General features: G+C 46.5%; 34 protein-coding genes and 1 pseudogene. 14 read left to right on the forward strand and 21 right to left on the reverse strand.

Annotated elements, in window-relative coordinates; all coding sequences use genetic code 11:
• Positions 1-335: 335 nt before the first annotated feature.
• The 4 genes from RS881_RS49100 to RS881_RS49115 form a co-directional block, all read right to left on the reverse strand.
• On the reverse strand, positions 336-1,652 hold the full coding sequence (locus RS881_RS49100; protein WP_315817506.1) for an amidohydrolase family protein: 1,317 nt from the start codon (positions 1,650-1,652) through the stop codon (positions 336-338).
• A gap of 111 nt (positions 1,653-1,763) precedes the next feature.
• Positions 1,764-2,384 (reverse strand): amidohydrolase family protein, encoded by a 621-nt coding sequence (locus RS881_RS49105; RefSeq protein ID WP_315817507.1) that lies wholly within the window; start codon positions 2,382-2,384, stop codon positions 1,764-1,766.
• Complete coding sequence (locus RS881_RS49110) at positions 2,351-2,674, reverse strand: amidohydrolase family protein (protein ID WP_315817508.1); 324 nt, start codon at positions 2,672-2,674, stop codon at positions 2,351-2,353. The genes RS881_RS49105 and RS881_RS49110 overlap by 34 nt, the downstream gene beginning before the upstream one ends.
• Before the next feature lie 221 nt (positions 2,675-2,895).
• Positions 2,896-4,701: an amidohydrolase family protein gene (locus RS881_RS49115; RefSeq protein WP_315817509.1), complete on the reverse strand. Its 1,806-nt coding sequence runs from the start codon at positions 4,699-4,701 to the stop codon at positions 2,896-2,898.
• A 305-nt stretch (positions 4,702-5,006) separates the two neighbouring features.
• Here RS881_RS49115 and deoC point away from each other — a divergent pair, with 305 nt between their 5' ends.
• From deoC to RS881_RS49160, 8 genes and pseudogenes are all read left to right on the forward strand, one after another.
• Positions 5,007-5,573: a deoxyribose-phosphate aldolase gene (deoC, locus tag RS881_RS49120; RefSeq protein WP_315817510.1), complete on the forward strand. Its 567-nt coding sequence runs from the start codon at positions 5,007-5,009 to the stop codon at positions 5,571-5,573.
• A 72-nt stretch (positions 5,574-5,645) separates the two neighbouring features.
• On the forward strand, positions 5,646-6,068 hold the full coding sequence (locus RS881_RS49125) for an SPOR domain-containing protein (protein ID WP_315817511.1): 423 nt from the start codon (positions 5,646-5,648) through the stop codon (positions 6,066-6,068).
• Between the two features lie 99 nt (positions 6,069-6,167).
• The gene (locus RS881_RS49130; protein ID WP_315817512.1) at positions 6,168-6,392 is read left to right on the forward strand and encodes a hypothetical protein; all 225 of its coding nucleotides are present in this window, start codon (positions 6,168-6,170) and stop codon (positions 6,390-6,392) included.
• Positions 6,389-6,793: a M20 metallopeptidase family protein gene (locus RS881_RS49135; RefSeq protein WP_315817513.1), complete on the forward strand. Its 405-nt coding sequence runs from the start codon at positions 6,389-6,391 to the stop codon at positions 6,791-6,793. The genes RS881_RS49130 and RS881_RS49135 overlap by 4 nt, the downstream gene beginning before the upstream one ends.
• Positions 6,794-6,828: 35 nt before the next feature.
• Positions 6,829-7,233 (forward strand): M20/M25/M40 family metallo-hydrolase, encoded by a 405-nt coding sequence (locus tag RS881_RS49140; RefSeq protein WP_315817514.1) that lies wholly within the window; start codon positions 6,829-6,831, stop codon positions 7,231-7,233.
• On the forward strand, positions 7,230-7,355 hold the full coding sequence (locus RS881_RS49145) for a hypothetical protein (RefSeq protein ID WP_315817515.1): 126 nt from the start codon (positions 7,230-7,232) through the stop codon (positions 7,353-7,355). The genes RS881_RS49140 and RS881_RS49145 overlap by 4 nt, the downstream gene beginning before the upstream one ends.
• A gap of 202 nt (positions 7,356-7,557) precedes the next feature.
• Positions 7,558-8,420: pseudogene (locus RS881_RS49155) on the forward strand (CocE/NonD family hydrolase).
• A gap of 58 nt (positions 8,421-8,478) precedes the next feature.
• Positions 8,479-9,270 carry a CocE/NonD family hydrolase gene (locus tag RS881_RS49160; protein ID WP_315817517.1) on the forward strand — a complete coding sequence of 264 codons (792 nt, stop codon included), beginning with the start codon at positions 8,479-8,481 and terminating at the stop codon, positions 9,268-9,270.
• A 122-nt stretch (positions 9,271-9,392) separates the two neighbouring features.
• Here the strand turns inward: RS881_RS49160 and RS881_RS49165 are convergent, their stop codons facing one another.
• From RS881_RS49165 to RS881_RS49235, 15 genes are all read right to left on the reverse strand, one after another.
• Entirely contained in the window at positions 9,393-9,755 is a 363-nt protein-coding gene (locus tag RS881_RS49165) for a hypothetical protein (RefSeq protein WP_315817518.1), read from the reverse strand.
• 250 nt (positions 9,756-10,005) lie between these two features.
• The gene (locus RS881_RS49170) at positions 10,006-10,410 is read right to left on the reverse strand and encodes a TlpA family protein disulfide reductase (RefSeq protein ID WP_315817519.1); all 405 of its coding nucleotides are present in this window, start codon (positions 10,408-10,410) and stop codon (positions 10,006-10,008) included.
• Between the two features lie 23 nt (positions 10,411-10,433).
• A complete protein-coding gene (locus RS881_RS49175; RefSeq protein ID WP_315817520.1) occupies positions 10,434-10,862 on the reverse strand; it encodes a hypothetical protein in 429 nt (142 codons plus the stop codon).
• Positions 10,863-11,032: 170 nt separating this feature from the next.
• The gene (locus tag RS881_RS49180; RefSeq protein WP_315817521.1) at positions 11,033-11,209 is read right to left on the reverse strand and encodes a hypothetical protein; all 177 of its coding nucleotides are present in this window, start codon (positions 11,207-11,209) and stop codon (positions 11,033-11,035) included.
• Positions 11,210-11,368: 159 nt separating this feature from the next.
• A complete protein-coding gene (locus RS881_RS49185) occupies positions 11,369-11,566 on the reverse strand; it encodes an ABC-2 family transporter permease (protein WP_315817522.1) in 198 nt (65 codons plus the stop codon).
• A gap of 14 nt (positions 11,567-11,580) precedes the next feature.
• A complete protein-coding gene (locus tag RS881_RS49190; protein ID WP_315817523.1) occupies positions 11,581-12,045 on the reverse strand; it encodes an ABC transporter permease in 465 nt (154 codons plus the stop codon).
• A 69-nt stretch (positions 12,046-12,114) separates the two neighbouring features.
• Entirely contained in the window at positions 12,115-12,732 is a 618-nt protein-coding gene (locus tag RS881_RS49195) for an ATP-binding cassette domain-containing protein (RefSeq protein ID WP_315817524.1), read from the reverse strand.
• A 17-nt stretch (positions 12,733-12,749) separates the two neighbouring features.
• Positions 12,750-12,959 carry an ATP-binding cassette domain-containing protein gene (locus tag RS881_RS49200; protein ID WP_315817525.1) on the reverse strand — a complete coding sequence of 70 codons (210 nt, stop codon included), beginning with the start codon at positions 12,957-12,959 and terminating at the stop codon, positions 12,750-12,752.
• Positions 12,960-13,160: 201 nt separating this feature from the next.
• The gene (locus tag RS881_RS49205; RefSeq protein ID WP_315817526.1) at positions 13,161-13,679 is read right to left on the reverse strand and encodes a hypothetical protein; all 519 of its coding nucleotides are present in this window, start codon (positions 13,677-13,679) and stop codon (positions 13,161-13,163) included.
• 18 nt (positions 13,680-13,697) lie between these two features.
• Complete coding sequence (locus RS881_RS49210; protein WP_315817527.1) at positions 13,698-14,069, reverse strand: GntR family transcriptional regulator; 372 nt, start codon at positions 14,067-14,069, stop codon at positions 13,698-13,700.
• A gap of 19 nt (positions 14,070-14,088) precedes the next feature.
• Entirely contained in the window at positions 14,089-14,328 is a 240-nt protein-coding gene (locus RS881_RS49215) for a hypothetical protein (RefSeq protein ID WP_315817528.1), read from the reverse strand.
• Complete coding sequence (locus RS881_RS49220; RefSeq protein ID WP_315817529.1) at positions 14,322-14,945, reverse strand: hypothetical protein; 624 nt, start codon at positions 14,943-14,945, stop codon at positions 14,322-14,324. Before RS881_RS49220 ends, RS881_RS49215 begins: the two co-directional genes overlap by 7 nt.
• A gap of 9 nt (positions 14,946-14,954) precedes the next feature.
• Positions 14,955-15,386, reverse strand: a complete 432-nt coding sequence (locus tag RS881_RS49225; RefSeq protein WP_315817530.1) for an ATP-binding cassette domain-containing protein — start codon at positions 15,384-15,386, stop codon at positions 14,955-14,957.
• The gene (locus RS881_RS49230) at positions 15,341-15,571 is read right to left on the reverse strand and encodes a hypothetical protein (RefSeq protein ID WP_315817531.1); all 231 of its coding nucleotides are present in this window, start codon (positions 15,569-15,571) and stop codon (positions 15,341-15,343) included. Before RS881_RS49230 ends, RS881_RS49225 begins: the two co-directional genes overlap by 46 nt.
• Positions 15,546-15,788 (reverse strand): ATP-binding cassette domain-containing protein, encoded by a 243-nt coding sequence (locus RS881_RS49235; protein WP_315817532.1) that lies wholly within the window; start codon positions 15,786-15,788, stop codon positions 15,546-15,548. Before RS881_RS49235 ends, RS881_RS49230 begins: the two co-directional genes overlap by 26 nt.
• A gap of 640 nt (positions 15,789-16,428) precedes the next feature.
• Between RS881_RS49235 and RS881_RS62090 the strand changes: the two genes are divergently transcribed.
• Genes RS881_RS62090 through RS881_RS49265 form a run of 6 tightly spaced genes read left to right on the forward strand, consistent with a single transcriptional unit; the run spans position 16,429 to position 20,367 of the window.
• Complete coding sequence (locus RS881_RS62090) at positions 16,429-17,175, forward strand: malic enzyme-like NAD(P)-binding protein (protein ID WP_315824861.1); 747 nt, start codon at positions 16,429-16,431, stop codon at positions 17,173-17,175.
• Positions 17,115-17,948 carry a phosphate acyltransferase gene (locus RS881_RS62095; protein WP_315817533.1) on the forward strand — a complete coding sequence of 278 codons (834 nt, stop codon included), beginning with the start codon at positions 17,115-17,117 and terminating at the stop codon, positions 17,946-17,948. Before RS881_RS62090 ends, RS881_RS62095 begins: the two co-directional genes overlap by 61 nt.
• The gene (locus tag RS881_RS49250) at positions 17,945-18,715 is read left to right on the forward strand and encodes a phosphate acyltransferase (protein ID WP_315817534.1); all 771 of its coding nucleotides are present in this window, start codon (positions 17,945-17,947) and stop codon (positions 18,713-18,715) included. Before RS881_RS62095 ends, RS881_RS49250 begins: the two co-directional genes overlap by 4 nt.
• A 54-nt stretch (positions 18,716-18,769) precedes the next feature.
• Complete coding sequence (locus RS881_RS49255) at positions 18,770-19,513, forward strand: MlaE family ABC transporter permease (RefSeq protein WP_315817535.1); 744 nt, start codon at positions 18,770-18,772, stop codon at positions 19,511-19,513.
• Between the two features lie 48 nt (positions 19,514-19,561).
• On the forward strand, positions 19,562-20,044 hold the full coding sequence (locus tag RS881_RS49260) for an ABC transporter ATP-binding protein (RefSeq protein ID WP_315817536.1): 483 nt from the start codon (positions 19,562-19,564) through the stop codon (positions 20,042-20,044).
• A gap of 17 nt (positions 20,045-20,061) precedes the next feature.
• Entirely contained in the window at positions 20,062-20,367 is a 306-nt protein-coding gene (locus RS881_RS49265) for an ATP-binding cassette domain-containing protein (RefSeq protein ID WP_315817537.1), read from the forward strand.
• A 65-nt stretch (positions 20,368-20,432) separates the two neighbouring features.
• Here the strand turns inward: RS881_RS49265 and RS881_RS49270 are convergent, their stop codons facing one another.
• On the reverse strand, positions 20,433-21,317 hold the full coding sequence (locus RS881_RS49270) for a GNAT family N-acetyltransferase (RefSeq protein ID WP_315817538.1): 885 nt from the start codon (positions 21,315-21,317) through the stop codon (positions 20,433-20,435).
• A gap of 68 nt (positions 21,318-21,385) precedes the next feature.
• Complete coding sequence (locus RS881_RS49275; protein WP_315817539.1) at positions 21,386-21,664, reverse strand: winged helix-turn-helix transcriptional regulator; 279 nt, start codon at positions 21,662-21,664, stop codon at positions 21,386-21,388.
• Positions 21,665-21,752: the final 88 nt, after the last annotated feature.

Here is a 21,752-nt window from a genome sequence, read left to right on the forward strand (position 1 = left end):
ATCGCCTGCAGACCTCCCGGGGTAAGTATATCCGCTTTCCGTTCATGTAGCCTCTGCATTTACGTTCTGACAGTCTGCACAGTGTAGGGTTTCTGTTTGTGTTGCAACATCACCCATGTCAGCCCGCCTTGTATGCAATTTCTGTTCGTAGGCTCGAACGTTTGCCGCCGGCTTCTTTCAGATTCCACCTCGCGATGGACACCCTTGCCCTTGGCTAATACTATGCACTGTAACACGTATTCGGGACTTTCACCCTAGAGCTGATATACATGCCCGGCACACAACGAAAATGGCCCCACTGAAGCGGGGCCATTGTCAAAGAGAACGGATCTTTATTACTTTAATCCATATTTGTATTTATACCGCTCGTACAATTGCTTGTGCTTGTCGGTGAGATTTAATTCCCGGCCCTGAACAAATGCCTGTTGAATAATATTGCTGCGCATATCCAGCAGATCGCCATCGCATACCAACAGGTTGGCATCTTTACCTTTTTCCAGTGAACCGGTTTTATCACCCACGCCCAATATTTTAGCGGCATTGAGTGAAACAGCCGCCAGTGCTTCTTCCCTGGTCAACCCATAAGCAGCGGCCGTACCTGCATTGAAAGCCAGGTTGCGTTGACGGGTATTGCCATCATCATCATTGATAGCAAAGAGCACTCCGGCTTTTTGCAAAGCAGCAGGTGTTTTATAAGGCTGGTCTACATCATCATCTACCATGGTAGGCAGGCTGTGCATTTGTTCCAGGATCACTGCAATATCATTTGCCTTCAGCAGATCGGCAATTTGATAACTTTCAGAACCGCCCACGATCACGACTTCAAAACCAAACTCCTTTACAAAGTCGATCGCTACCAGCATTTCTTTCACAATGCTGCAGTGAATGAACAACTTTTGTTTCTTGCTGAACAAACCTTTTACTGATTCAAATTTCAGGTTGGTTTCCTCATGGCTGGCTTCCTGGTGGTAAGCCCTGGCCTCGCGGAAAAATACCTTTACACTTTCAATCTGATCCAGCGCCCGCTTAATGGGATCACCGGCAGGCTGTTGGCCAAAGCCGCCAAAACGGCCAAAACCACCACGGCCACCACCACGTATCAACAGCGATGGCATACGGAAATGGATCGCATTATCCGGAAGGTAAGCTGCATCCTCCCAGTTCCAGGCATCCAGTTGCACTACAGAGCTACTACCAGAGATCACACCGCCGCCAGGTACAATATTCGCCAGCAGGATACCATTGTTACGTAAGGTATTGGTAACCTTAGAATCCGTATTATAAGCCACCAGCGAACGGATATTGGAATTGATCAAACCCAGTTCATTCTCATCAACGGTAGCCCGCACACTTCCTACTTCCACCAAACCCAGGTTGGATTCAGATAAGATAAGACCGGGGTAAATATGCTTGCCCTTGCAGTCAATCACCTTCGCATCAGCAACGGCTGCTGTAGGGCGCACATCAACGATCTTGCCCTTGGAAAACAATACCATGCCATTTTCAATAACCTGCCCATTACCTACATGCACCGTGGCATTGGTAAGCGCAATAGTTTGCGATTGGGCGGGAGCAGGATACACCGTTTCCTGTGCGGAAACATTTGTTACGATCCAGCTACCCAATAATATAGTGAAGAATATTCTTTTCATAATTCAGTTTCGTTTACAGGGTTATCTTTTTCATTAAGAACTTCGGCTTCCTCTTCGGTAATAGCCAGCAATCCATGACTATGGTAGTGATCGGTACAGGTAAGGATCACTTCATAGCGGGGCCTGGGGCGTCCAAAACCACCACCGGGAGCGCCACCACCTGCTGCAGGGGGTACGTTTTGCCGCTGCCAGCTTTTGGATCAACCTTGTTCTTTCTGCCTGTATTTGTGCACGTAACTCATTATCACGATCCCGATCAAAGTAGATCGTACCGTCAACGATTGTTTTCTCGGCAACTGCATAAATGCTTAAGGGGTTATTGCTCCACAGTACCAGGTCGGCATCCTTACCAACTTTAATACTGCCCACTTTATCATCCACATGCAGCATCTTAGCAGGATTGAGTGTTACCATCTTCAGCGCTTCTTCTTCTGTTACGCCGCCATACTTCACTATTTTGCCAGCTTCCTGGTTCAGGCGACGCGCCATCTCGGCATCATCGGAGTTGATCGCTACATTCAACCCTACCCTTTGCATGATAGCCGCATTATATGGAATAGCATCTACCACTTCCATTTTATACTGCCACCAGTCACTGAAAGTAGAAGCATTGACACCATGCGCCTTCATTTTATCCGCTACCTTATAGCCTTCCAGGATATGCGTGAACGTATTGATGGGGAAACCAAATTTCTCCGCTACACGCATGGTAGAAGTGATTTCACTTTGCACATAAGAGTGGCAGGTAATGAATCGTTTTTATTCATGATCTCTACCAGTGCATCCAGCTCCAGGTCGCGGCGCACACCTGGCTTCTTAGCCTTCAGTGCATTTTCATAATCCTTCGCACGCTGGAAAGCATCTGTCAATACCTGCTCAACACCCATACGCGTATCAGGGAAACGGTTGTTGGCACTGGAGCTGCTGCGTTTCACATTCTCACCCAGGGCAAACTTGATAAAGGGGTCAGACCCTTTGAACTTCAGTTCCTCATCATTGGCACCCCAACGCAATTTGATCAACTGGGTTTGGCCACCAATCGTATTGGCCGATCCATGCAGGATATGGGAAGTAGTAACACCACCACTTAACTGGCGATAGATATTGATATCTTCCGGATTCAGGTTATCGGCAATCCGTACTTCAGAAGTTACACTTTGAGCCCCTTCATTAATAGAAGCAGCCGCAATATGCGAGTGCTCATCAATAACACCTGGTGTTAAATGTTTGCCCGTACCATCAATTACTTTAGCACCTGTTGCAGAGAGGTTTTTACCGATCTTAGTGATTTTACCCCTGTTACCAGTACATCCGTTCCTTCCAGCTTGCCATCTTTCTCATTGGTCCATACCGTTGCATTTTTAATGAGGATGGTTTCTTGTTTAGGTACTTCTTCGGCACCATAGGCCAGGAAGGGGAAGGTTACTTTACCCAGTTGTAAAGGTTGTTTGGGTCTTGCACTATCAGCTTTGGCTACCGCTGCTTTTTCAAAATTGGCTGTCCAGGTAAATTTATTACCGGCGCCATCACGGCCGGCACCATTCCAAACCTGACCGCTTGCCACACCACTCATTACTGTTTCAACAGCACGCGGGCCGCGGCCTTCTGTAAAGCTCAGCTTCACCAGTTTGCCATCGTAAGAATATTTACCGGTCAATGTATCTTTTTCAATAAAGGAAGCCGTTCCGCCATCCTTCAGTTCTACTGCATAGGTTTTTGCACCAGCAGCCATATTGGCTACTAATTTATAAGTGCCTTTTACATCAAACCAGCTGTCTTCCTTCACGCCGTACTTGTTGCCCTGTACCCAGTTTTGGAATACCACGGTCTTTTCCTGGAAGATGGGGCCTGAAGTAATGAGGAAGTTAGCCAGTTTACCCGCATCCAGGCTACCGGTTTTATCATAAACACCCAGCAGGGTAGCGGGCGTTTTGGTCAACGCTTCCAGCGCCTTCGTTTCTGTTAAGCCATATTCAATGGCTTTGCGCAGGTTACCTAAGAAATCACCCACCGCACTCAGGTCGGCAGTGGTCAAACAAAAAGTAATACCTGCTTTTTCAAAAGCACCTGGATTGGAAGGCGCCAATTCCCAATGCTTCATATCATCCAAACCAGTGAAGCGAACATCATTGGGATCATCCACATCCATGGCGGCGGGATAATTCAACGACAGGATAAAAGAAGCCTTGGTATCCGCCATTTCTTTGATACGCTGGTATTCATTACCACCGCCTTTGAAAACATATTGTACACCAAACTCATCACCTACGCGGTCGGCACGCAGTACATTCCATTTATCATTGGCTTCAAAGATCTGTGGCAGGCCCTGGTTTTCATTCCATGCTTTCAGCGTAAGGTTGGTACCCTCTTTGGCGGGGTTACTCTTATACCAGGCTGCATCAATATAACTTTGGCGCAGCAGGGCAATGGTACCCATCATGGAGCTGGGATAACTTTGTGTGGACGCTCCTTTATTCAATGAAAAATGAGCGGAAGCCTTTTCTTTGATGATCACCAGGTTTTCTTTGTCATCGGCCAGGGTAACTACCACCCCGGTACCACGGGCAATTCCATCTTTCTGATGGGTTAGTACCGTACCAAAACCGATATCACGCAGTGACTTGGCCTTGGCCTCATCCGTATTAAATAGCTTAGCTCCTTCTACTTCGGCATGAATGGCCTGATTCCAGCCATAAGCCCCCTTTTGGTTGGAGGCAAGCTGGGCAGGTGCATTGAAATTAAAGCCGCCCAATTGGCGGGCAGGCGCTGTAATACCATAATCAGCATACGCGTCAATAAAAGATGGATAAATGAATTTGCCATTACAATCCACCACTACGGCATCTTTGGGAACAGCCAGGTTGGCGCCCACAGCAACAATTTTCCCGTCCCTGATCACCAGCGTAGCGTTGGTAAGCGTGGTTTGGGCATCTTTAACAATCGTGGCATTCGTAAAAGCGTAGGCGCCATTTTTTGGATCCGCCACCCCATTTACCGGGAAGGTGGTCTGCGCCAGTGTAGAAGAATTTAACGCGAGTAACAGCCCCATTAGGGAAAGCATTCTCCCTGGCGGGCTAAGCCTGTTTTTCTCATATGCTGGTTGGTTTTTAATCTGAACAGAAAAGGTCCAATTTAGCTAAATGCATTAATTTAGACCATGCAAAATTGCCTGACCGGCAAATAACCTCCATGAGACGTTTATAGCCATTGTTTCCTGCTCATGAATTATTAAAATTGCTCATTTTTCTATGAATATAGCCCAGTACATTGATCATACCCTATTAAAACCCACTGCCACTTCAGATGAGATAAAAAAATATGTGACGAAGCGATGCAGTATCACTTTGCTGCTGTTTGTGTGCCTCCCCATTCGTATCCCTGGCAAAAAAATATTTATCCGGCAGTAACGTTAAAGTGGCTACCGTCATTGGTTTCCCTTTTGGCTATTCCACGGCAACTGCCAAACAGGCAGAAACAGATCAGGCTATAACCGATGGAGCAGATGAACTGGATGTAGTAATTAACCTGGTAGCTCTCAAAGCAGGCAATACAGGCTTGCTGGAGGCAGAGATAAAAGGTATCCTGGCCGCTGCTCACCGGCATGACAGGCTGGTAAAAGTGATCATTGAAAGTGGCATATTGTTGACAGAAGAGATCATCCAATGTTGTCATTTGTATGCAGCAGCAGGTGTGGACTTTGTTAAAACCTCTACCGGGTATGCCGAAAAAGGCGCCAGCGTAGAAGCAGTGCAACTGATGCGCAAACATTTACCGTCTACCATCCAGGTGAAAGCCTCAGGTGGTATCAGAACCTATACCTTTGCCAGGGAATTGGTAGATGCCGGCGCCACCAGGCTGGGCTGTAGTGCCAGTGTAGCCATTGTAACGGGGGAAAAGGAAAATAGCACAGGAAGTTATTAGTAATAAAAGTACGAACCTAATAATCAGTAATTATTAATTAATAATTACTGATTATTATTAAGAGATTATAACATGAAGCATTTAGTTGTCATACTAGGACTATTGATCAGCCTTCAAAGCATGGCCCAAACCGATACCAGTTCAGTGGTCGTACACAAAGATCCGCGCATTGATATGCTGGTTAAAAAACAGATAGAGATCAATGAAATAACTACCCGCAATGCCAGGCGTTTTGTTCCGGGGTTCCGCATCCTGGTGGTCAATACCAACGACCGTAATAAGGCCATGAGTGCTAAATCCAAACTGTACCAGGAATTTCCTGATCTGCACGTATACCTCATGTACCAGGCACCTTTCTATAAACTGAAGGCCGGTAATTTTAAAGACCGCAAAGAAGCCGATGACTACCTGCCCAACCTACAGCGCCTATTCCCTTCGGGCGTATATGTGGTGCGGGATACCATTGAAGTGAACCCTGACCCCGCAGCGAATTAAGAAGTCAGCTGAAGTCAGGAAGTCGGAAAAGTCCGGAAGAAGGTTCGCAAAACACTTTCGGACATACGGTCTTTCGGACTATTGCTTTACTTTTGAGCCATGAGCAGCCTGAAACAGAAAATACAAAGCCTGGCCAATAGCTATGCTCCCGGATTTATTGATATACGGCATCACCTGCATGCCCATCCAGAGTTGAGTTACCAGGAAGTACAAACCTCACAGTTCATACAACAAAAGCTACAGGAATTTGGCATCCCTTACCAGGTGATGGCTACTACTGGTGTGGTAGGATTGATACAAGGTAAGGATCCAGGTAAAGGGTGATAGCCTTACGGGCCGATATTGATGCCCTGCCCATCCTGGAAGAAAATGATATTCCTTATAAGTCGAAGAACGAAGGCGTGATGCATGCCTGTGGTCATGATGTACATACCACTTGCCTGTTGGGCGCCGCCAAAATACTACAGGAGCTGCGGAATGAATGGGAAGGAACGGTAAAACTGATCTTCCAACCTGGTGAAGAACGCAATCCCGGCGGTGCCAGCATATTGATCAAAGAGGGCGTATTGACCAATCCGGCTCCGGAAGCCATTTTTGGCTTGCATGTACATCCACAGCTGGCGGTAGGGCAACTTAGTTTCCGTGGCGGGCAAGTAATGGCCAGCGCCGATGAGATCTACATTACCATCAAGGGTAAAGGTGGTCATGCGGCAGCCCCCATTTAACAGTAGATACCATCCTCATTGCTTCGCACCTCATTGTGAGCCTGCAACAGATCATCAGCCGCAACAGGAATCCCTTATCCCCTTCCGTACTTTCTATTTGCTCCATACAAGGCGGGCATACTACCAATGTAATTCCCAGTGAAGTGAAACTGATGGGTACCTTCCGCGCGCTGGATGAAACCTGGCGTTTTAAAGCCCATGAGCTCATCCGCACCAATGCCGTGGGATTGGTACATGCCATGGGTGGCGAAATTGACCTGCATATTGACGTGGGCTATCCTACCGTTTATAATCATGAGGGGTTGAGTGCCACTGCCAGGAAACTGGCCGAAGACTATATGGGTGCGGAACATGTAGAAACCACCGAAATGCGCATGGGAGCAGAAGACTTTGGCTACTATACCCAATTGATCCCCGGCTGCTTTTACCGCCTGGGGTGATGAATGAAGCCAAGGGCATTACCTCGGGTGTACATACCCCCACCTTTAACATTGATGAAAGTGCTATTGAAACAGGGATGGGTATGATGGCCTGGCTGGGCGCCAATGCGCGAATGGATTAACTAAAGGTGAGTCACCCTGCCGGGCGGCTTTTGCAGCGCTGCAGGGTGGCCCACCTTACAGGAAAATACCTTACGATTGTCAAAACCTATTCTTATGACACGACTAACTGCACCAACCTTCTTATTGCTGCTATTCACTGTTATTGCACAGGCACAAAGCACTACTCAAAGTAAGTACAACCGGCAGGAACTCATGATCCCCATGCGGGATGGTGTAAAACTCAATACTGTGATCTTTACGCCCACCGCTGCCACCGAGAAATACCCCTTCCTGCTAAGGCGTACACCTTATGGTGTAAGCGACGCCGGCGCCCCGATAAAGGGAGTTATGTAAAAGACCTGGCCGATGATGGTTACATCTTTGTATACCAGGATATCCGTGGCCGCTATAAAAGTGAAGGTAAGTTTGAGATGCAACGCTTTAGCCGCGACAAGAAAGATCCGAGGGCCATCGACGAAAGCACTGATACCTATGATACTTTTGAATGGCTGCTGAAAAACATTCCCAACAACAACGGCAAAGCCGGTATGTACGGCATTTCCTATGATGGATGGACCACCATGCAGGGCGCCATTGACCCACATCCCGCCCTCATTGCTGTATCAGAACAAGCTACTCCTTCTGATATGTGGATGGGTGACGACTTTCACCACAATGGCGCTTTCCGCCTCAGTTACGGATTTGAATACGCTTTTATGGAAGAAGCCGCCAAAACCGACAGCCTCTTCCCATTTGGTATGCACGACCTGTACGATTGGTACCTGCAACTGGGCTCGCTGGCCAACGTAAACAAGAAATATTTCCACAACCATATTCCTACCTGGAACGATTTTGCCTCCCATCCCAATTATGATGCTTTCTGGCAAAAACAATCACTCCCTTATCGCCTGGATTCACCCAGGGTGTATACCATGCATGTGGCAGGCTGGTGGGACCAGGAAGATTTTTACGGCCCACTCAAAGCGTATGAGGTATTGGAGAAAAAGACCGCAACCATAAAAACTTTATCGTGGCAGGCCCCTGGAATCATGGTGGCTGGTCGGGCGGCGCCGGTAACAGTTTAGGCAATATCAATTTTGATACCGCCACCGGCCCTACCTTTCGTAAAGACATACAGGCCCGTTGGTTTGCCTATCACCTCAAAGGAAAGGAGATGGTAATTTTTCAGAAGCCATAACTTTCCAAACAGGGTCCAACCAGTGGAAGAACTATGCCAGCTGGCCGCCAGCCGAAGCGGTACAACAAAACCTGTATTTCCAGGCCCATGGCAAACTCTCGTTCGATAAACCGGTAACCCCCAAAGCGGCCGACAGTTATATCTCCGATCCAGCCCATCCCGTACCTTACCGCCCAAGGCCCATTGAACAAACTTATGGACCGGGCTCCCGCTGGCGCACCTGGCTTACCGAAGACCAACGTTTTGTGCACAACCGCCCTGACGTATTGAGTTGGGAAACGGATGTATTGACCGAAGACATTACCATCACCGGCCAGTTGTGGGCCAAGCTATTTGCGGCTACTACCGGCAGTGATGCCGATTGGGTGGTAAAATTGATTGATGTATACCCGGCTGAATATCCCAAAGACCGTAAAATGGGTGGCTACCAGTTTATGGTGGCCAATGATGTATTCCGTGGCCGCTACCGCAAAAGCTTTGAGCATCCTACTCCCATTATACCGGGTAAAGTAGAAAGCTATTCGGTTGACCTGCACAGCATCAACCATGTATTTAAGAAAGGGCATAAGATCATGGCACAGATTCAAAGTACCTGGTTTCCCATTATTGACCGCAACCCGCAAAAATATATGCCCAATATTTTTGAAGCCAAAGTATCCGATTTTCAAGTCGCCACCCATTCCATCCACCGGTCGGCCCAATACCCTTCCCATATCGAACTATCGGTGATGAAATAAAATGATCAGGGTGGGCCGCCGGTCGACGGTCCACCCTGGTTGCTTAAATAAAAGAGGGGCAGGAATAAACCCGCCCCGTGTTAACTAAGGTTAACTTGCGTATAGAAAAACTGTTTACTGGTTCAGCATATTTCAAACAATACCTTATTGGCCGCTCCTGATTCTCCTTCATTGGCTTCATAAAACTTAACACTGTCCTCTTCGCACTGCAGGGTAAACATTAAGCGCGGCCGCTCCTGCCCCGTTTGCACCGGCTCTGTTTCGTACACAATACTGCGCACCGTATAATCACTGTTCATCGTACAATCCACCTGCTTTACCTTATTGGCAAACCGTACTTCCTGTCCATCGGGCAATAAATAATGCAGGTAGATCGCCTCCTGGTCTACCCAAATATCCGTAAGCACAGAGGCCGTACTTTCCAGCTTACCGCCAGGCCCTACCCTGAACTGCTTTTCGCTGTGCAGGTGCAGGGGGTTGTTCATTCCGTTTTGTACCTGGCTGCCAAACAGCAGGCAACCGATATGGTCTACAATTTCTTTTTTTCATGCTGTATTTGTTTTAAAATGAACCTGGCATACTATTCCAGGCAATCTTTGCAGTACCCTATTCAATGCCGTTTAGCTAGAAAACTTTTACCAGGTACAAAGGTAGGCCACGCTGCAGCGCTGCATCCGCCGGGCGGCAGTGTGACTCTCCTTAAAGGGGGTTAAGCTTTACTAAAAGTCATTGTAATTAATGCGGCAACACCGCCTCTATTTCCTTGATTAATCCTTGTGCGTTACGGGCAGGCTTCACCACGGCCATCTTTCCATCAGGGCCAATGATGTAGGTGGTAGGATAGCCATTTACCTGGTAGTCCTTTATCATAGCATGTTCCCGGCCTTTATTCTGAGTAAACACATGATAACCGCCAATCTTATAGGTAGCCAGGGCGGGCTGCTTAACCGGTATCCTTACACCAAACGCCCTGTTAACAACCGCTACTTTTAAGGTAAGGAACTGGCTGGTAACCCCATCCAATAATACCCCTACCCGTATACTATCCTTACCCAGGTTATCGATTGTTCCACTTACCCACACGGTTGATTGGGCCTGTACCAGCCAGGCCTGAAAAATCAGTATTAAGAAGAAGATCATTTTTTTTTTCATGCAACCCAGCCTTATTTTTCTTCGTATTTATTCACCAGTATCCTGATCTTCCTTCCGTCCAGCCGTGCCAGTTCTACAGTTATCTGCAATTGCCCATCTTTGGCTTCTACTGTCATGCTACCAGTAGTGCTTTCGCTGCTGTTGGACTTTTGAAACGCTCCCTTATAAACAGCCTTTCCTACTTTGTATACTTCCTTCCACTCGCAAATCACTTCCTGAATCGTTCCGTCCAAAGTCCCGTCTTTATCGGCTATCCTGACAGTAACGCTTTCCTTGGAAAATTCAAGGGTTAGTACATCAGTTTTGTTATCCATAACATTCCCTTCCGGGCTGATCATTTCCTGCTTATCGGAGTAGAACACAACTTTTTTGTCGCATTGGGCTATACTGGCCGTTGCGGCCAGCAGCAGGATCATAAAGGATAAGAGCATTTTTTTCATGGCTATACTTTTTTGTTTTGGTGTATGAAATATCATAGATGTACCCTATGGGATTTTACTATTCGCATTGAGACTACCTGAACAGCTGCTAGGTTACACCATTTTCAATAAAATCAGGCATTATATCCACCAACACAGCCAGATGGATGACAAACAGGTGTCCTGCCCTGTTAAAAATTCAGCAGATCCAGCCTGTTCAACACCCCGGCCGCTTCCACTGCATCGTCATAATCAGCCGCCTCTTTTGTCAGGTTGGTGACATCAGCCCCTGTGGTAGGCCGTTCATCCTGCCCATAAGTGGCTGCATCAGTTGTTGCCTGTCCCTCCTCCCCAGGCCGGGGCAGCAAAAGAAGGTAACCAACAATACCACGATCGGTACCAGGAGTCTCATAACTATCAATTTATACATTAACTTAATACTTACCCCCGCTCCTTACGCTTCACCGTATCCAGGAAAGCCAGTACCAGGATGGCCGTAAACCAGATATAAGAATAGTTTAGATGCGTTAAGTTCCCTTGTTTAAGTCGGTGAAATAGGTGAGCATCGTATAGGCAAAGGGATAATACCTGATATGCTCCCATTGTATGACTACCAGACCAGTGATCAACAAGGCCAAACCAATACCCACCGGGGCTATGTAATTCTTTAACCGTAAGCTGATCCAGTATTGAATAACCGTGACTGCCAGTATCGATACATACATTCTGGCGGTAACGGTCAGTATATCCGTCCAGGGATAGGGTGAATTAAAAAGGTATAGCCACTATTCAAGGCATTGGCCGTCAGTGCACTTATTACCATGAAAACATTGAACAAGACCAAAGAAGCAATGATCATCAAATGGATCACCAGAAATTTGGAGAAGAAGATATCGGCATAACTCCGGGGAGAAGCATATACCTGCTTCCAGGAATTATTGCGGTATTCAATCTGTACGATCAAACTGGTCACCAGTATTACATACATGGGCAAAAAGAAAGCAGCGGCTGGCTCCCAGCACATATTCATAAAAATATGCCAGGCATCCGGTTTAAGCTTCTTCACAAAATGTTCAGGTTTTGCTACCAGCATCAACCAGGATAATAAAGGCACAAATACACTGGCCAATAAGGTAAGCCAATAGGCAGCCGTTTTACGGCATTTCAATATTTCGGCTTTGGTATTGATAATAAAGGAGGCCATAACTATTCAGATGTAATTTGAATAAATAAGTTTTCCAGGTCATTTTGTGTCAGCGACAATTGATACACTTCAACACCCTGCTGTATCAGTGTTTTGTTTATCAAGGCCATCTTTTTCCTTACCCTCAAAATGTACCAGCAGTTTGGTGCCATTTACTTCTTTGATGGGGAAATGCCCATTCAATACTTTTTGTGCGTGGGCCGTATCATTCACCTCAATTTCAATAGCCGATTGCTTTGATTTCAATTGCTGCAATTCCTGCAGTGGTCCCTGAAACAACAGCTTGCCTTTATTGATGATGCCTACATGCGTGGCCATCTTCTCTACTTCGGCCAGCATATGGCTGGATACCAGGATGGTTTTACCCTGCTCACGGTTCAGCGTTTTGATCAACTCCCGTGTTTCAATAATACCACTGGGGTCCAATCCATTGGTAGGCTCATCCAATACCAGCAGTTCCGGATCGTGCAACAGGGCAATGGCAATCGACAGGCGTTGTTTCATACCCAGCGAATAGGCCTTGGCTTTTTTGTTGGCTGCATCTTTGAGCCTTACAATATTCAGCACTTCATCGATCCTGCTTTTAGGGGCTTGATAAGACAACCTGAACAATTCAAGGTTTTCCCTGCCTGTAAGGTGTAAGTACAATGAAGGCTGTTCGATCAATGATCCCAGGCGGCTCAGCACTTCCAGGCGTTGGGCGCCTAGTTCTCTTCAAATAAACTGATACTGCCCTGCTGTTTTTTTAGCAACCCCAGGATAAGTCGCAGCGTAGTTGTTTTACCTGCGCCATTGGGGCCAAGAAATCCGTAAATGCTTCCTGTGGGCACCTGTAAACTTAACTGTTGCAGGATGGGTTGTCCGGACCGGAACAAAAAGTCCAGTCGCTGGGTTTCGATAATATGCTTACTCATGTTATTCTGTTGAAGTAATGATTGCTTTGCGAAGATTTCGTCCGTCTATATGGATGTTCGAAGAATTGTCCATTTGCATGCCCAGTTTGCCAAAGGAAGCGTCCCCGTCTTCAAACTCGGCGCCAGCCAGCCTGGTCTGCAGTTCATTTACCCATATATTGCCACGGAATCTTAAGGCCGATCCACCATTGGCATATATGGTTAGCTTATCGTAAAATGTGGCTTCTTCATTACTGCGGCCTTGCTCAAAAGCCAATTCGGTATTCTGCAGGTGGAATTGATATACCGGTTTGAACCTGGCAGCATCAGCCGTATTTTTACAACAACATTACTGCTCACCGCCTGGATACTGTCTACATTGGGAAGCGACAGTTCTATATGACCGTATATTTGATGCCTGATTTTCCCATCACGTGTCAGGGTGGAATCGGCCTCTACATACAATACACCATTTTCAACCCGCCACTTTACATGCTGGTTATCCTTCCATATTTCCAATTTGGTCGAATCGGAAGGAATGATCATGATATCCCCTATTCCATTTAGCCTCACTTCCCGGATGGGTTCTTTTATCCGATGTATATCACTCCAGTTATTAATCCGGTCACGTTGCACAATACGCCCATTGGCATACATGACCCGTACCGAAATGAACAGGCTGGCAAAAACAATGATGGTGGTAAGGAACAGTCCTAATAATATTTTGTTACTCGTTCTCATCTTACTGAGTTATGCGGGTTAAGCGAAATGTTGTTGTTTATACTTTTCATACCAGGGCTTCAGATCTTCCGGCGATAAGCCCAGCAGGTACATATTGCGGAATACCTGTGGCAGGTCTTTATCCGTAAACTCCTGTTTCCGGTATTTGATGACTTGGTTGAGCGCACCTGGTGAAACAAAATAGCCAATGCCCCGCTGGTTATAAATGATCTCCTGCTGTTGCAGGAATTCAAATGTGCGCATCACGGTATTGGGGTTTACCTCCAGTTGTACAGCCAGTTCCCTTACCGAAGGCACCCGTTCTTCCGCCTTCCATTCCTGCAGCAGTATCTTCTCGCATACATAGTCTGCGATCTGTAAGTATATAGCTTGCGATTCTCTGAATTGCATAATAATTTGTTTACGTTGGTTAAACCTCTTTTTCCTTTAACCTGTAATAAGTGATCACCCAGAATACCGGCGCCAGTACGAATTTGAAATAGCCAAAGAACACTTTATCCGTCCAGGAGGGCAGTACGATGGCCTGCTGTCCCCATTGGCCGGTGGGGCCAGGCAAATAGAACTCTGTTAAGCCGTTTCCAAATCCACCCGACGGCAATATGGGAAATAGCACCTTGCCAACCAGGATCACAAAGAACAGCATCACCAACAGCAAAGCGATGGTTGTTTTAATAAAACTATAAGTAGGGAAGTAAATTGAACCCAGCGCATAAGCCCCTGTACAGCAAAAAAGATCAGCAATATCAGCGTCAGCGTATTAAACGGATTCTCGTAATCGTTCTTGCTAAACCGGGCAAATACATTCGCTACTTTCTCCGGAACAAAAACACTACCCACTTCATGCTGCTCTTCCCATTTGGCCAGTTGAATTGCATTGTTCACCTTCAGCATGATATAATCAACAGCATAAAAGATGATGGTATAACATACAAAAAATATCAGTACACAATACAGCACCATCACCAGCACTTTTTCCAGTTGCGAGGCAGGTACCGTCAGAAAATTAATAGCCTTGGGTTTATTGGCAAGATCACCGTACAGCAGGCTGGCAAATAAAGAGCCCGTTATGAAAAGGCCTACATAATAAGTAATGATCTGTCCTTCTTTTTGCATAACACTTCTGCCATCTACCAGCATCAGAAAACCATACCACAGCAGCAACAAGGCCGCAATAGCTCCCAGCGACAGCAAATATTTATTCCGGTTATCGGCCCAGTGCTTACGCACCAATAGCCCCCAGCGTTGAAGATCAAAAACCTGGTTCATGTTCGTGATTTAAGAATTAAAAGCTAATTGAATGGGTTTACGGTTGGTAACAATGGCTTTGTACAACAACTCAAGGTCTATCTTACTCTCCTCGCCATCGGTATTGGCAGTAATAATGGCGCTGCCACGCAAAGACGATTCACTGTACAAGGCATGTTTAATTTCATCCTGGTCGAAAGAAATACGGAATGACAGCTTGTGCGCTACATCCTCAATGCACTGATCAAACAAGATGGCTCCTTCATCAATAATGGTAATACGGTCAATCAGGTTTTCCAGGTCTTTTACCTGGTGGGTGCTGATGATCACGCATTTGTTTTCATCAATAGCTCCCGCCATTACTTTACGGAACTGGCTTTTGCTCATAATATCCAATCCATTGGTAGGTTCATCCATCAGCAATAAAGAAGTATTGCAGGCCAGGCCAAAACTGATGAGCACTTTTTCTTCTGTCCATAACTCATGCTCTCCATTTTTTGAGCAGCAGGCACTTCAAACTCCTGGATGTACCGGTCAAATTGTTGCTGGTTAAAGCGGGGATAAAAGGGAGAAAGACTGTTCACCAGTTGCGCCACAGGATTATTGGGCAGGTAAAACTCTTCAGGAATCATGAATACTTCCTGCAAAAAAAGCAGGTTGCCGCTTACCGGGTACAAACCCCATCACATCAATCTGGCCCTGGTCGGGAAACAGCAAGCCGGCAATATTGCGCAGCAGGGTCGACTTACCCGTTCCATTTTTACCCAGTAACCCGTAAATATGGCCGGGTTGTAGCTGCAGGCTTAGTCCCGTAAATACCTTTTTCTTACGGTAGCCAAAGTGCAATTGTTGAATGTTTACCATGCTCGGTGTTTTAGTGTACTACTTATATAGTACACAAACATACTACTACTGTCTGCCTTCCTCCAAATAATTTGTGTTTTTTTTTCTTACCGCTCATCCAATCTCTTTATTATTCACTCATAATCAATCAATTACTTATATTGAAACCTTCTTTCAAAGCACCCTACCCGCTGCCCGGCCATGGCCATACGGGCGCCTTCCAGGTGTATGCACTACCCCCAAAGGATCGTTTCAAGTTGCTGACTGGTTCGGGGCAGATTTGGGAATAAGCCGTAGATAAGCTGTAGATAAGCTGTCCTTATTAGATATGGCTTATCTACGGCTTATAAGCAGTTTAAGTGCTGATTAAATACAACTTATCCTGAAACAAAGCCCGGAGTTGGTATATAGGTGGCTCCAACAAAGCGGGGAGGCGCCATACGGATATTGGCCTTGTTTTTACCTAACTGGCAGATTAACACCCGGATAGTATAATTACCTTAAATTGCACGCCTGTTTTTATGGCGTGAAGGTCATTCAACCAAATATCCCAAACCACCCCTTCTCTGCCCTCTGATTAAATAAATAGTATGAAAAAGAATTCATTAAGGAACAGGCGCTGGAATACCATGCCAAAGGAAGACCTGGAAAAATCGAAGTAATCCCCACTAAAGAGACTAAAACCCAAAGAGACCTCTCCCTCGCTTACTCGCCCGGAGTAGCCGAACCTTGCCGGGAAATTGAAGCCAATCCTGAAGCAGTTTATAAATACACCGCCAAAGGCAACCTGGTAGGCGTTATCAGCAATGGTACCGCTGTATTGGGCCTGGGTGATATTGGTCCCGAAGCCGGCAAACCCGTGATGGAAGGCAAGGGAGTATTATTCAAAATATTCGCTGATATTGATGTATTTGATATCGAGATCAATGAAAAAGACCCTGAGAAGTTTGTACAGATCGTGAAAGCACTGGAACCTACTTTTGGTGGTATAAACCTGGAAGATATCAAGGCGCCTGAATGCTTTTATATTGAGCAAAAGCTGAAAGAGCAAATGAAGATCCCGGTGATGCATGACGACCAGCATGGAACCGCCATCATCAGCGCAGCCGCATTACTGAATGCAGTAGAAATTCAAAAGAAGAAAATAGAGAAGGCCAGGTTTGTGGTGAATGGCGCCGGTGCTTCGGCCATGGCCTGTACCAAGTTGTACATAGCCCTGGGCGCTAAAGTAGAGAATATCCGGATGTTCGATAGTAAGGGGCTGATACATGAAAGCCGTACGGACCTGGATGATATGAAAAAGAATTCCTGTCGAGCGGTAAAAACCTTACCCTCACAGAGGCGCTGGTGGATGCCGATGTATTCATTGGCCTTAGTAAGGGCAATGTATTGTCGCCCGAAATGGTAAAATCAATGGCTAAAAACCCCATTGTATTTGCCATGGCCAACCCTGATCCGGAAATTGGTTACGAGGTAGCTACCGCTGCCCGCAAGGACATCATTATGGCCACTGGCCGCAGTGATTATCCCAACCAGGTTAACAATGTACTGGGCTTTCCTTTCATTTTCCGTGGCGCCCTTGATGTGCGTGCTACGCAGATCAATGAAGCCATGAAACTGGCGGCTGTAAAAGCCCTGGCCGAACTGGCACGTACACCTGTACCCGATATTGTAAACCTGGCCTATAACCAAAACAACCTGGCTTTTGGTCCTGAATATATTATTCCCAAACCGGTTGACCCCCGCCTGCTCAGTACCGTTGCTCCGGCAGTAGCCAAAGCAGCCATTGAAAGCGGTGTAGCACAGATCAAGATCGACAATTGGGAAGCCTATGCCATTGAATTGGAAAAACGCCTGGGCCAGGATAACCAGGTGATGCGTATCCTGGGTAATAAAGCCCGCCGTGATCCAAAACGGGTAGTATTTGCTGAGGCCGATAACCAAAAGATCCTGAAGGCCGCGCAGATCGCTTTTGAGGAAGGTATTGCTTACCCCATCCTGTTGGGTGATGAGAAAAAGATACGGGCCATTGCCAATTCGATGAAGATCGACATTGATGATATGCCGATCATTGACCCGCGTAATGATGATTATGAAGACCGCAGGAAGATATATGGCGACCTGTTCTTTGAAAAAGAAAACGCCGTGGCATTAACCGTTATGAGGCTACCAAGATCATGAAAGACCGCAACCATTTTGGTGCGATGATGGTAGAAACCGGCGATGCAGATGGTATGATCTCGGGCCTTACCCGCAATTATCCCGAAACCATTCGTCCGGCCCTGCAGGTAATTGGTACCGAACCCGGCGTAAAGAAGATAGCCGGTATGTATTTGTTACTTACCAAACGCGGCCCCATCTTCATGGCGGATACAACGGTCAATTTCAATCCCACGGCCGAAGAGCTGGCTGATATAACCCTGATGGCAGCACAGGAAGTAAGGAACTTCAACCTTACCCCGCGCATAGCTATGTTGAGCTATTCCAACTTTGGCAGCAGCGATTCGCCCGAAGCCCGGCTGGTATCCAAGGCCCGTGATATTGTAAAGCAAAAAGATCCTACTTTAATTGTGGATGGTGAAATGCAGGCCAGTATTGCCTTTAACCAGGAGATCCTCAAAGAAAGTTACCCTTTCAGTGAGCTGGTAGACCAGGAAGTGAATACCCTGATCTTCCCCAACCTGGCAGCGGGTAATGTAGCCTACAATTTATTGAAGGAAGTAGGGGGCGCTGATGCTATTGGACCTATTTTGCTGGGTCTTAAGAAACCCGTGCATATCCTGCAACTGGGCAGTTCGGTAAGGAGCATTTACAATATGGCCCTGATCACCGTTATTGACGCGCAGTTAAAATGCAAGGGCAATCCTGCCGAAGCGGTAAGAACGCATTGGTGGAAAAAGGTAAAAAGAAAGCAAGGATGCCTCCTAAGGGCATTCTTGCACATTTAACCTCCTGATATGGTCAATACTCAGTTAGTTGGCTTATTATTGTAGTAAGAATTTATGACACTATTTACCGAATTTGGCCGTTACCTGTTGATGATTAAAGGCATGTTCTCCAAACCGGAGAACGGCAAGATGTATTGGAAGGAATTCATGCACCAATGCGGTGAAATTGGTATTGGGTCATTGGGCATCGTGGCCCTGATCTCTTTCTTCATAGGAGCCGTATCTACGCTGCAAACAGCTTATCAGTTGGTAAGTCCCATCATTCCCAAAAGCACCATTGCCCAGATCGTACGCGATACCATTATATTGGAATTTGCACCTACCCTGGTATGTATTGTACTGGCCGGCGTGATAGGCAGTAAAATAGCGAGTGAATTGGGCAATATGCGGGTAAGTGAGCAAATCGATGCCCTGGAGATCATGGGCATCAATACCAAGGCCTACCTGGTACTGCCCAAGATACTGGCGGCCTTGCTGACCATACCCATGCTCATCATTATTGCAGGTGGACTGGGCATCTGGGGTGGCAGGCTGGCAGGTACCCTGTCGGGCATTCTTTCTCCACAGGAGTTTGATACCGGGTTGTTAAATGCCTTTGTACCGTATAACGTATTCTTTGCCCTGATAAAGGCTTATACATTTGCGTTTATCATTTCCAGCATATCCGCCTTTTATGGTTATCATGTAAGTGGCGGCGCTTTGGAGATCGGCAGGGCCAGTACAAAATCGGTAGTAGTTAGCTGTATTGCTATCTTATTTGCCGATTATATCTTGTCGCAATTGTTGCTAAGTAATTAACGATAAATCAGGCGTACTGCCGGTAGCCCGGCAGTACGCCATTATCTTATGATTGAAGTAAAAGATATCAAGAAGGGCTTTGGAGAAAAGCAGGTGCTGAAAGGCGTGAGCGCGAAAATGGAAGCAGGTAAATGCAACCTGATCATTGGCGCCAGCGGCAGCGGCAAAACCGTGCTCATGAAATGCCTGGTGGGGCTATTTGAACCCGATGAAGGAGATATCCTGTACAACAATATCAACTTCATCACGATGGACGATGAGCAGCGGAAAGATATCCGCAAGCAGATTGGTATGCTTTTCCAGGGATCGGCCTTATTTGACAGCCAAACGGTGGAACAGAACATTATGTTTCCCCTGGATATGTTCACGAAAGACAATTATGCCACGAAGCTGAAACGGGTGAATGAGGTATTGGAACGCGTAAAGCTCAAAGATGTCAACAAAAAATTCCCTTCCGAACTCAGCGGGGGTATGAAAAAGGGTGGGTATTGCCCGCGCCATTGTACTCAATCCCCAATACCTGTTTTGTGATGAACCCAATTCAGGTCTTGATCCCCAAACCTCTCGTTATTGATAAACTGATCAAAGAGATCACTACCGAATACAATATCACCACCATCGTGAATACGCATGATATGAACAGCGTAATGGAAATTGGTGATCATATCATTTACATGCACCAGGGCCTTAAAGAATGGGAAGGCACTAATAAAGAGATCATCTTCAGTAAAAATGAACTGCTCAATGAGTTTATCTTCGCTTCCGAATTCTTAAAAGACGCCAAAGACATGCGTATGCTGGAACAAACCGGCAAGATCGATAACGACCGGAATATGGATGAGCTGATCAAGTGAGCCGGAGGCTCACCAATAGCCGTCACCAGCCAGAGGCTGGCGACTGAACAAAACTGATCAAGTGATCACTTATATAATTCCAATTTCCGGGTCAGCCTATTGATGGTTGTTTTATCTCCATAGATGGCTATTCCACTGTAACTGATCTCCTTTTCTGAAAGCGCTTCGAGTGAAGCTTTATAGTTTTCATAACTACGCGCTGTTTGCGCTACTTCCGACAGGTCGATCACCAGTAATCCACCCAGTTGCTTTGCTTCTGTACAAATGCCTTGTATAACCTGCCGGTTGGCTTTCAACATGGGCAAGGGAATCCAGGTGAGCCCTGTATGCAATCCACCGGAAGCATCCTGCAGGTCTTCCGCTATCATGTACGGCAACTTATTGCCGAGTGATGCACCCAGTACTGCACCTGTATTGATGGCCAGGCCGGCGGGCAGGTCATCGGCAATGATCATTACCGCTTTCACCAGGTCTTGCAGGTGGATCTCCATTTTTATATCGGCCCGTTCATAGTCTGTAGCCGGTAAGGGCACTTCTTTGAAGCCCAGTTTGGTATACAGGTGGATAGCGGGCTTGAGGAGGGTATTGGACAACAATTCAACCTTCTTAATACCCAACTCCCGGGCTTTGTCTATGCAGGCTTTGCCCAATGCATAACCAATGCCTTTGCCCTGTACTTTATCGGTTACTGCCATCTTGGCCAATTCAAATACCCGCTGGTTAACCTTGATCAGTGCACAGGCGCCCACCACTTCGCCTTCCCATAAGGCCATGAAAATAAAACCTCCTTTGTTTAGTATATACCCCTCCGGATCGTTGAGCGCCCGGTTATCGGCCTCTTCCAGGCGGAAATACCGGTTGATCCATGCCTGGTTCAATTGGCGAAAAGCATCCCGGTGAATGGGTTCATAAGGCACAATCTTCAACTGCTGATCTACTGCTGTAAGCATAACTTTCTATTTGATGCAAAATTACCAGGAATGGCAAAGCCAGGCAATAACGAACAAATGGTGATGGTTTAACACGGGCGTTGTTCATGCCGTTCGCCCCAGAACCACATTTGTTTGATGATGGGGCATACGGTGGAACCATACGGGGTGATGAAATATTGTACGATGAGGGGTGGCTTATGGCCGGTAACAGTTTTGGCAATGATGCCCTCCTGCTCCAACTCCTTCAATTGCTTGATGAGGATACGTTCGCTCATCAAAGGGAATTTTCGTTTGATCTCACTGTAGCGTCGGTGCTTGTCTGACAAATAGATCAATATTTTCGCTTTGTACTTGCCTTTGATCACCTGCAAAAGGTATCAATGGGGCTATAAATGACGGCCATATTGCTGGTATTAAATTATTATTAATATCGGATCTATCAGGCTCTCTTTC

Origin of the sequence: Paraflavitalea speifideaquila (assembly GCF_032395985.1) — a bacterium.
GTDB lineage: Bacteria > Bacteroidota > Bacteroidia > Chitinophagales > Chitinophagaceae > Paraflavitalea > Paraflavitalea speifideaquila.

Bases quoted from the DNA above. Each gene is read 5' to 3' on its own strand.
- RS881_RS49270 (WP_315817538.1), bottom strand. From the start codon at position 21,317: ATGCTTACAGCAGTAGATCAGCAGTTGAAGATTGTGCCTTATGAACCC.
- RS881_RS49220 (WP_315817529.1), bottom strand. From the start codon at position 14,945: ATGAACCAGGTTTTTGATCTTCAACGCTGGGGGCTATTGGTGCGTAAG.
- RS881_RS49185 (WP_315817522.1), bottom strand. From the start codon at position 11,566: ATGTATGTATCGATACTGGCAGTCACGGTTATTCAATACTGGATCAGC.
- RS881_RS49170 (WP_315817519.1), bottom strand. From the start codon at position 10,410: ATGATCTTCTTCTTAATACTGATTTTTCAGGCCTGGCTGGTACAGGCC.
- RS881_RS49235 (WP_315817532.1), bottom strand. From the start codon at position 15,788: ATGGTAAACATTCAACAATTGCACTTTGGCTACCGTAAGAAAAAGGTA.
- RS881_RS49200 (WP_315817525.1), bottom strand. From the start codon at position 12,959: ATGAGTAAGCATATTATCGAAACCCAGCGACTGGACTTTTTGTTCCGG.
- RS881_RS49255 (WP_315817535.1), top strand. From the start codon at position 18,770: ATGACACTATTTACCGAATTTGGCCGTTACCTGTTGATGATTAAAGGC.
- RS881_RS49260 (WP_315817536.1), top strand. From the start codon at position 19,562: ATGATTGAAGTAAAAGATATCAAGAAGGGCTTTGGAGAAAAGCAGGTG.
- RS881_RS49100 (WP_315817506.1), bottom strand. From the start codon at position 1,652: ATGAAAAGAATATTCTTCACTATATTATTGGGTAGCTGGATCGTAACA.
- RS881_RS49165 (WP_315817518.1), bottom strand. From the start codon at position 9,755: ATGAACAACCCCCTGCACCTGCACAGCGAAAAGCAGTTCAGGGTAGGG.
- RS881_RS49250 (WP_315817534.1), top strand. From the start codon at position 17,945: ATGAAAGACCGCAACCATTTTGGTGCGATGATGGTAGAAACCGGCGAT.
- RS881_RS49205 (WP_315817526.1), bottom strand. From the start codon at position 13,679: ATGAGAACGAGTAACAAAATATTATTAGGACTGTTCCTTACCACCATC.
- RS881_RS49190 (WP_315817523.1), bottom strand. From the start codon at position 12,045: ATGGCCTCCTTTATTATCAATACCAAAGCCGAAATATTGAAATGCCGT.
- RS881_RS49130 (WP_315817512.1), top strand. From the start codon at position 6,168: ATGAGCAGCCTGAAACAGAAAATACAAAGCCTGGCCAATAGCTATGCT.
- RS881_RS49115 (WP_315817509.1), bottom strand. From the start codon at position 4,701: ATGGGGCTGTTACTCGCGTTAAATTCTTCTACACTGGCGCAGACCACC.
- RS881_RS49210 (WP_315817527.1), bottom strand. From the start codon at position 14,069: ATGCAATTCAGAGAATCGCAAGCTATATACTTACAGATCGCAGACTAT.
- RS881_RS49175 (WP_315817520.1), bottom strand. From the start codon at position 10,862: ATGAAAAAAATGCTCTTATCCTTTATGATCCTGCTGCTGGCCGCAACG.
- RS881_RS49125 (WP_315817511.1), top strand. From the start codon at position 5,646: ATGAAGCATTTAGTTGTCATACTAGGACTATTGATCAGCCTTCAAAGC.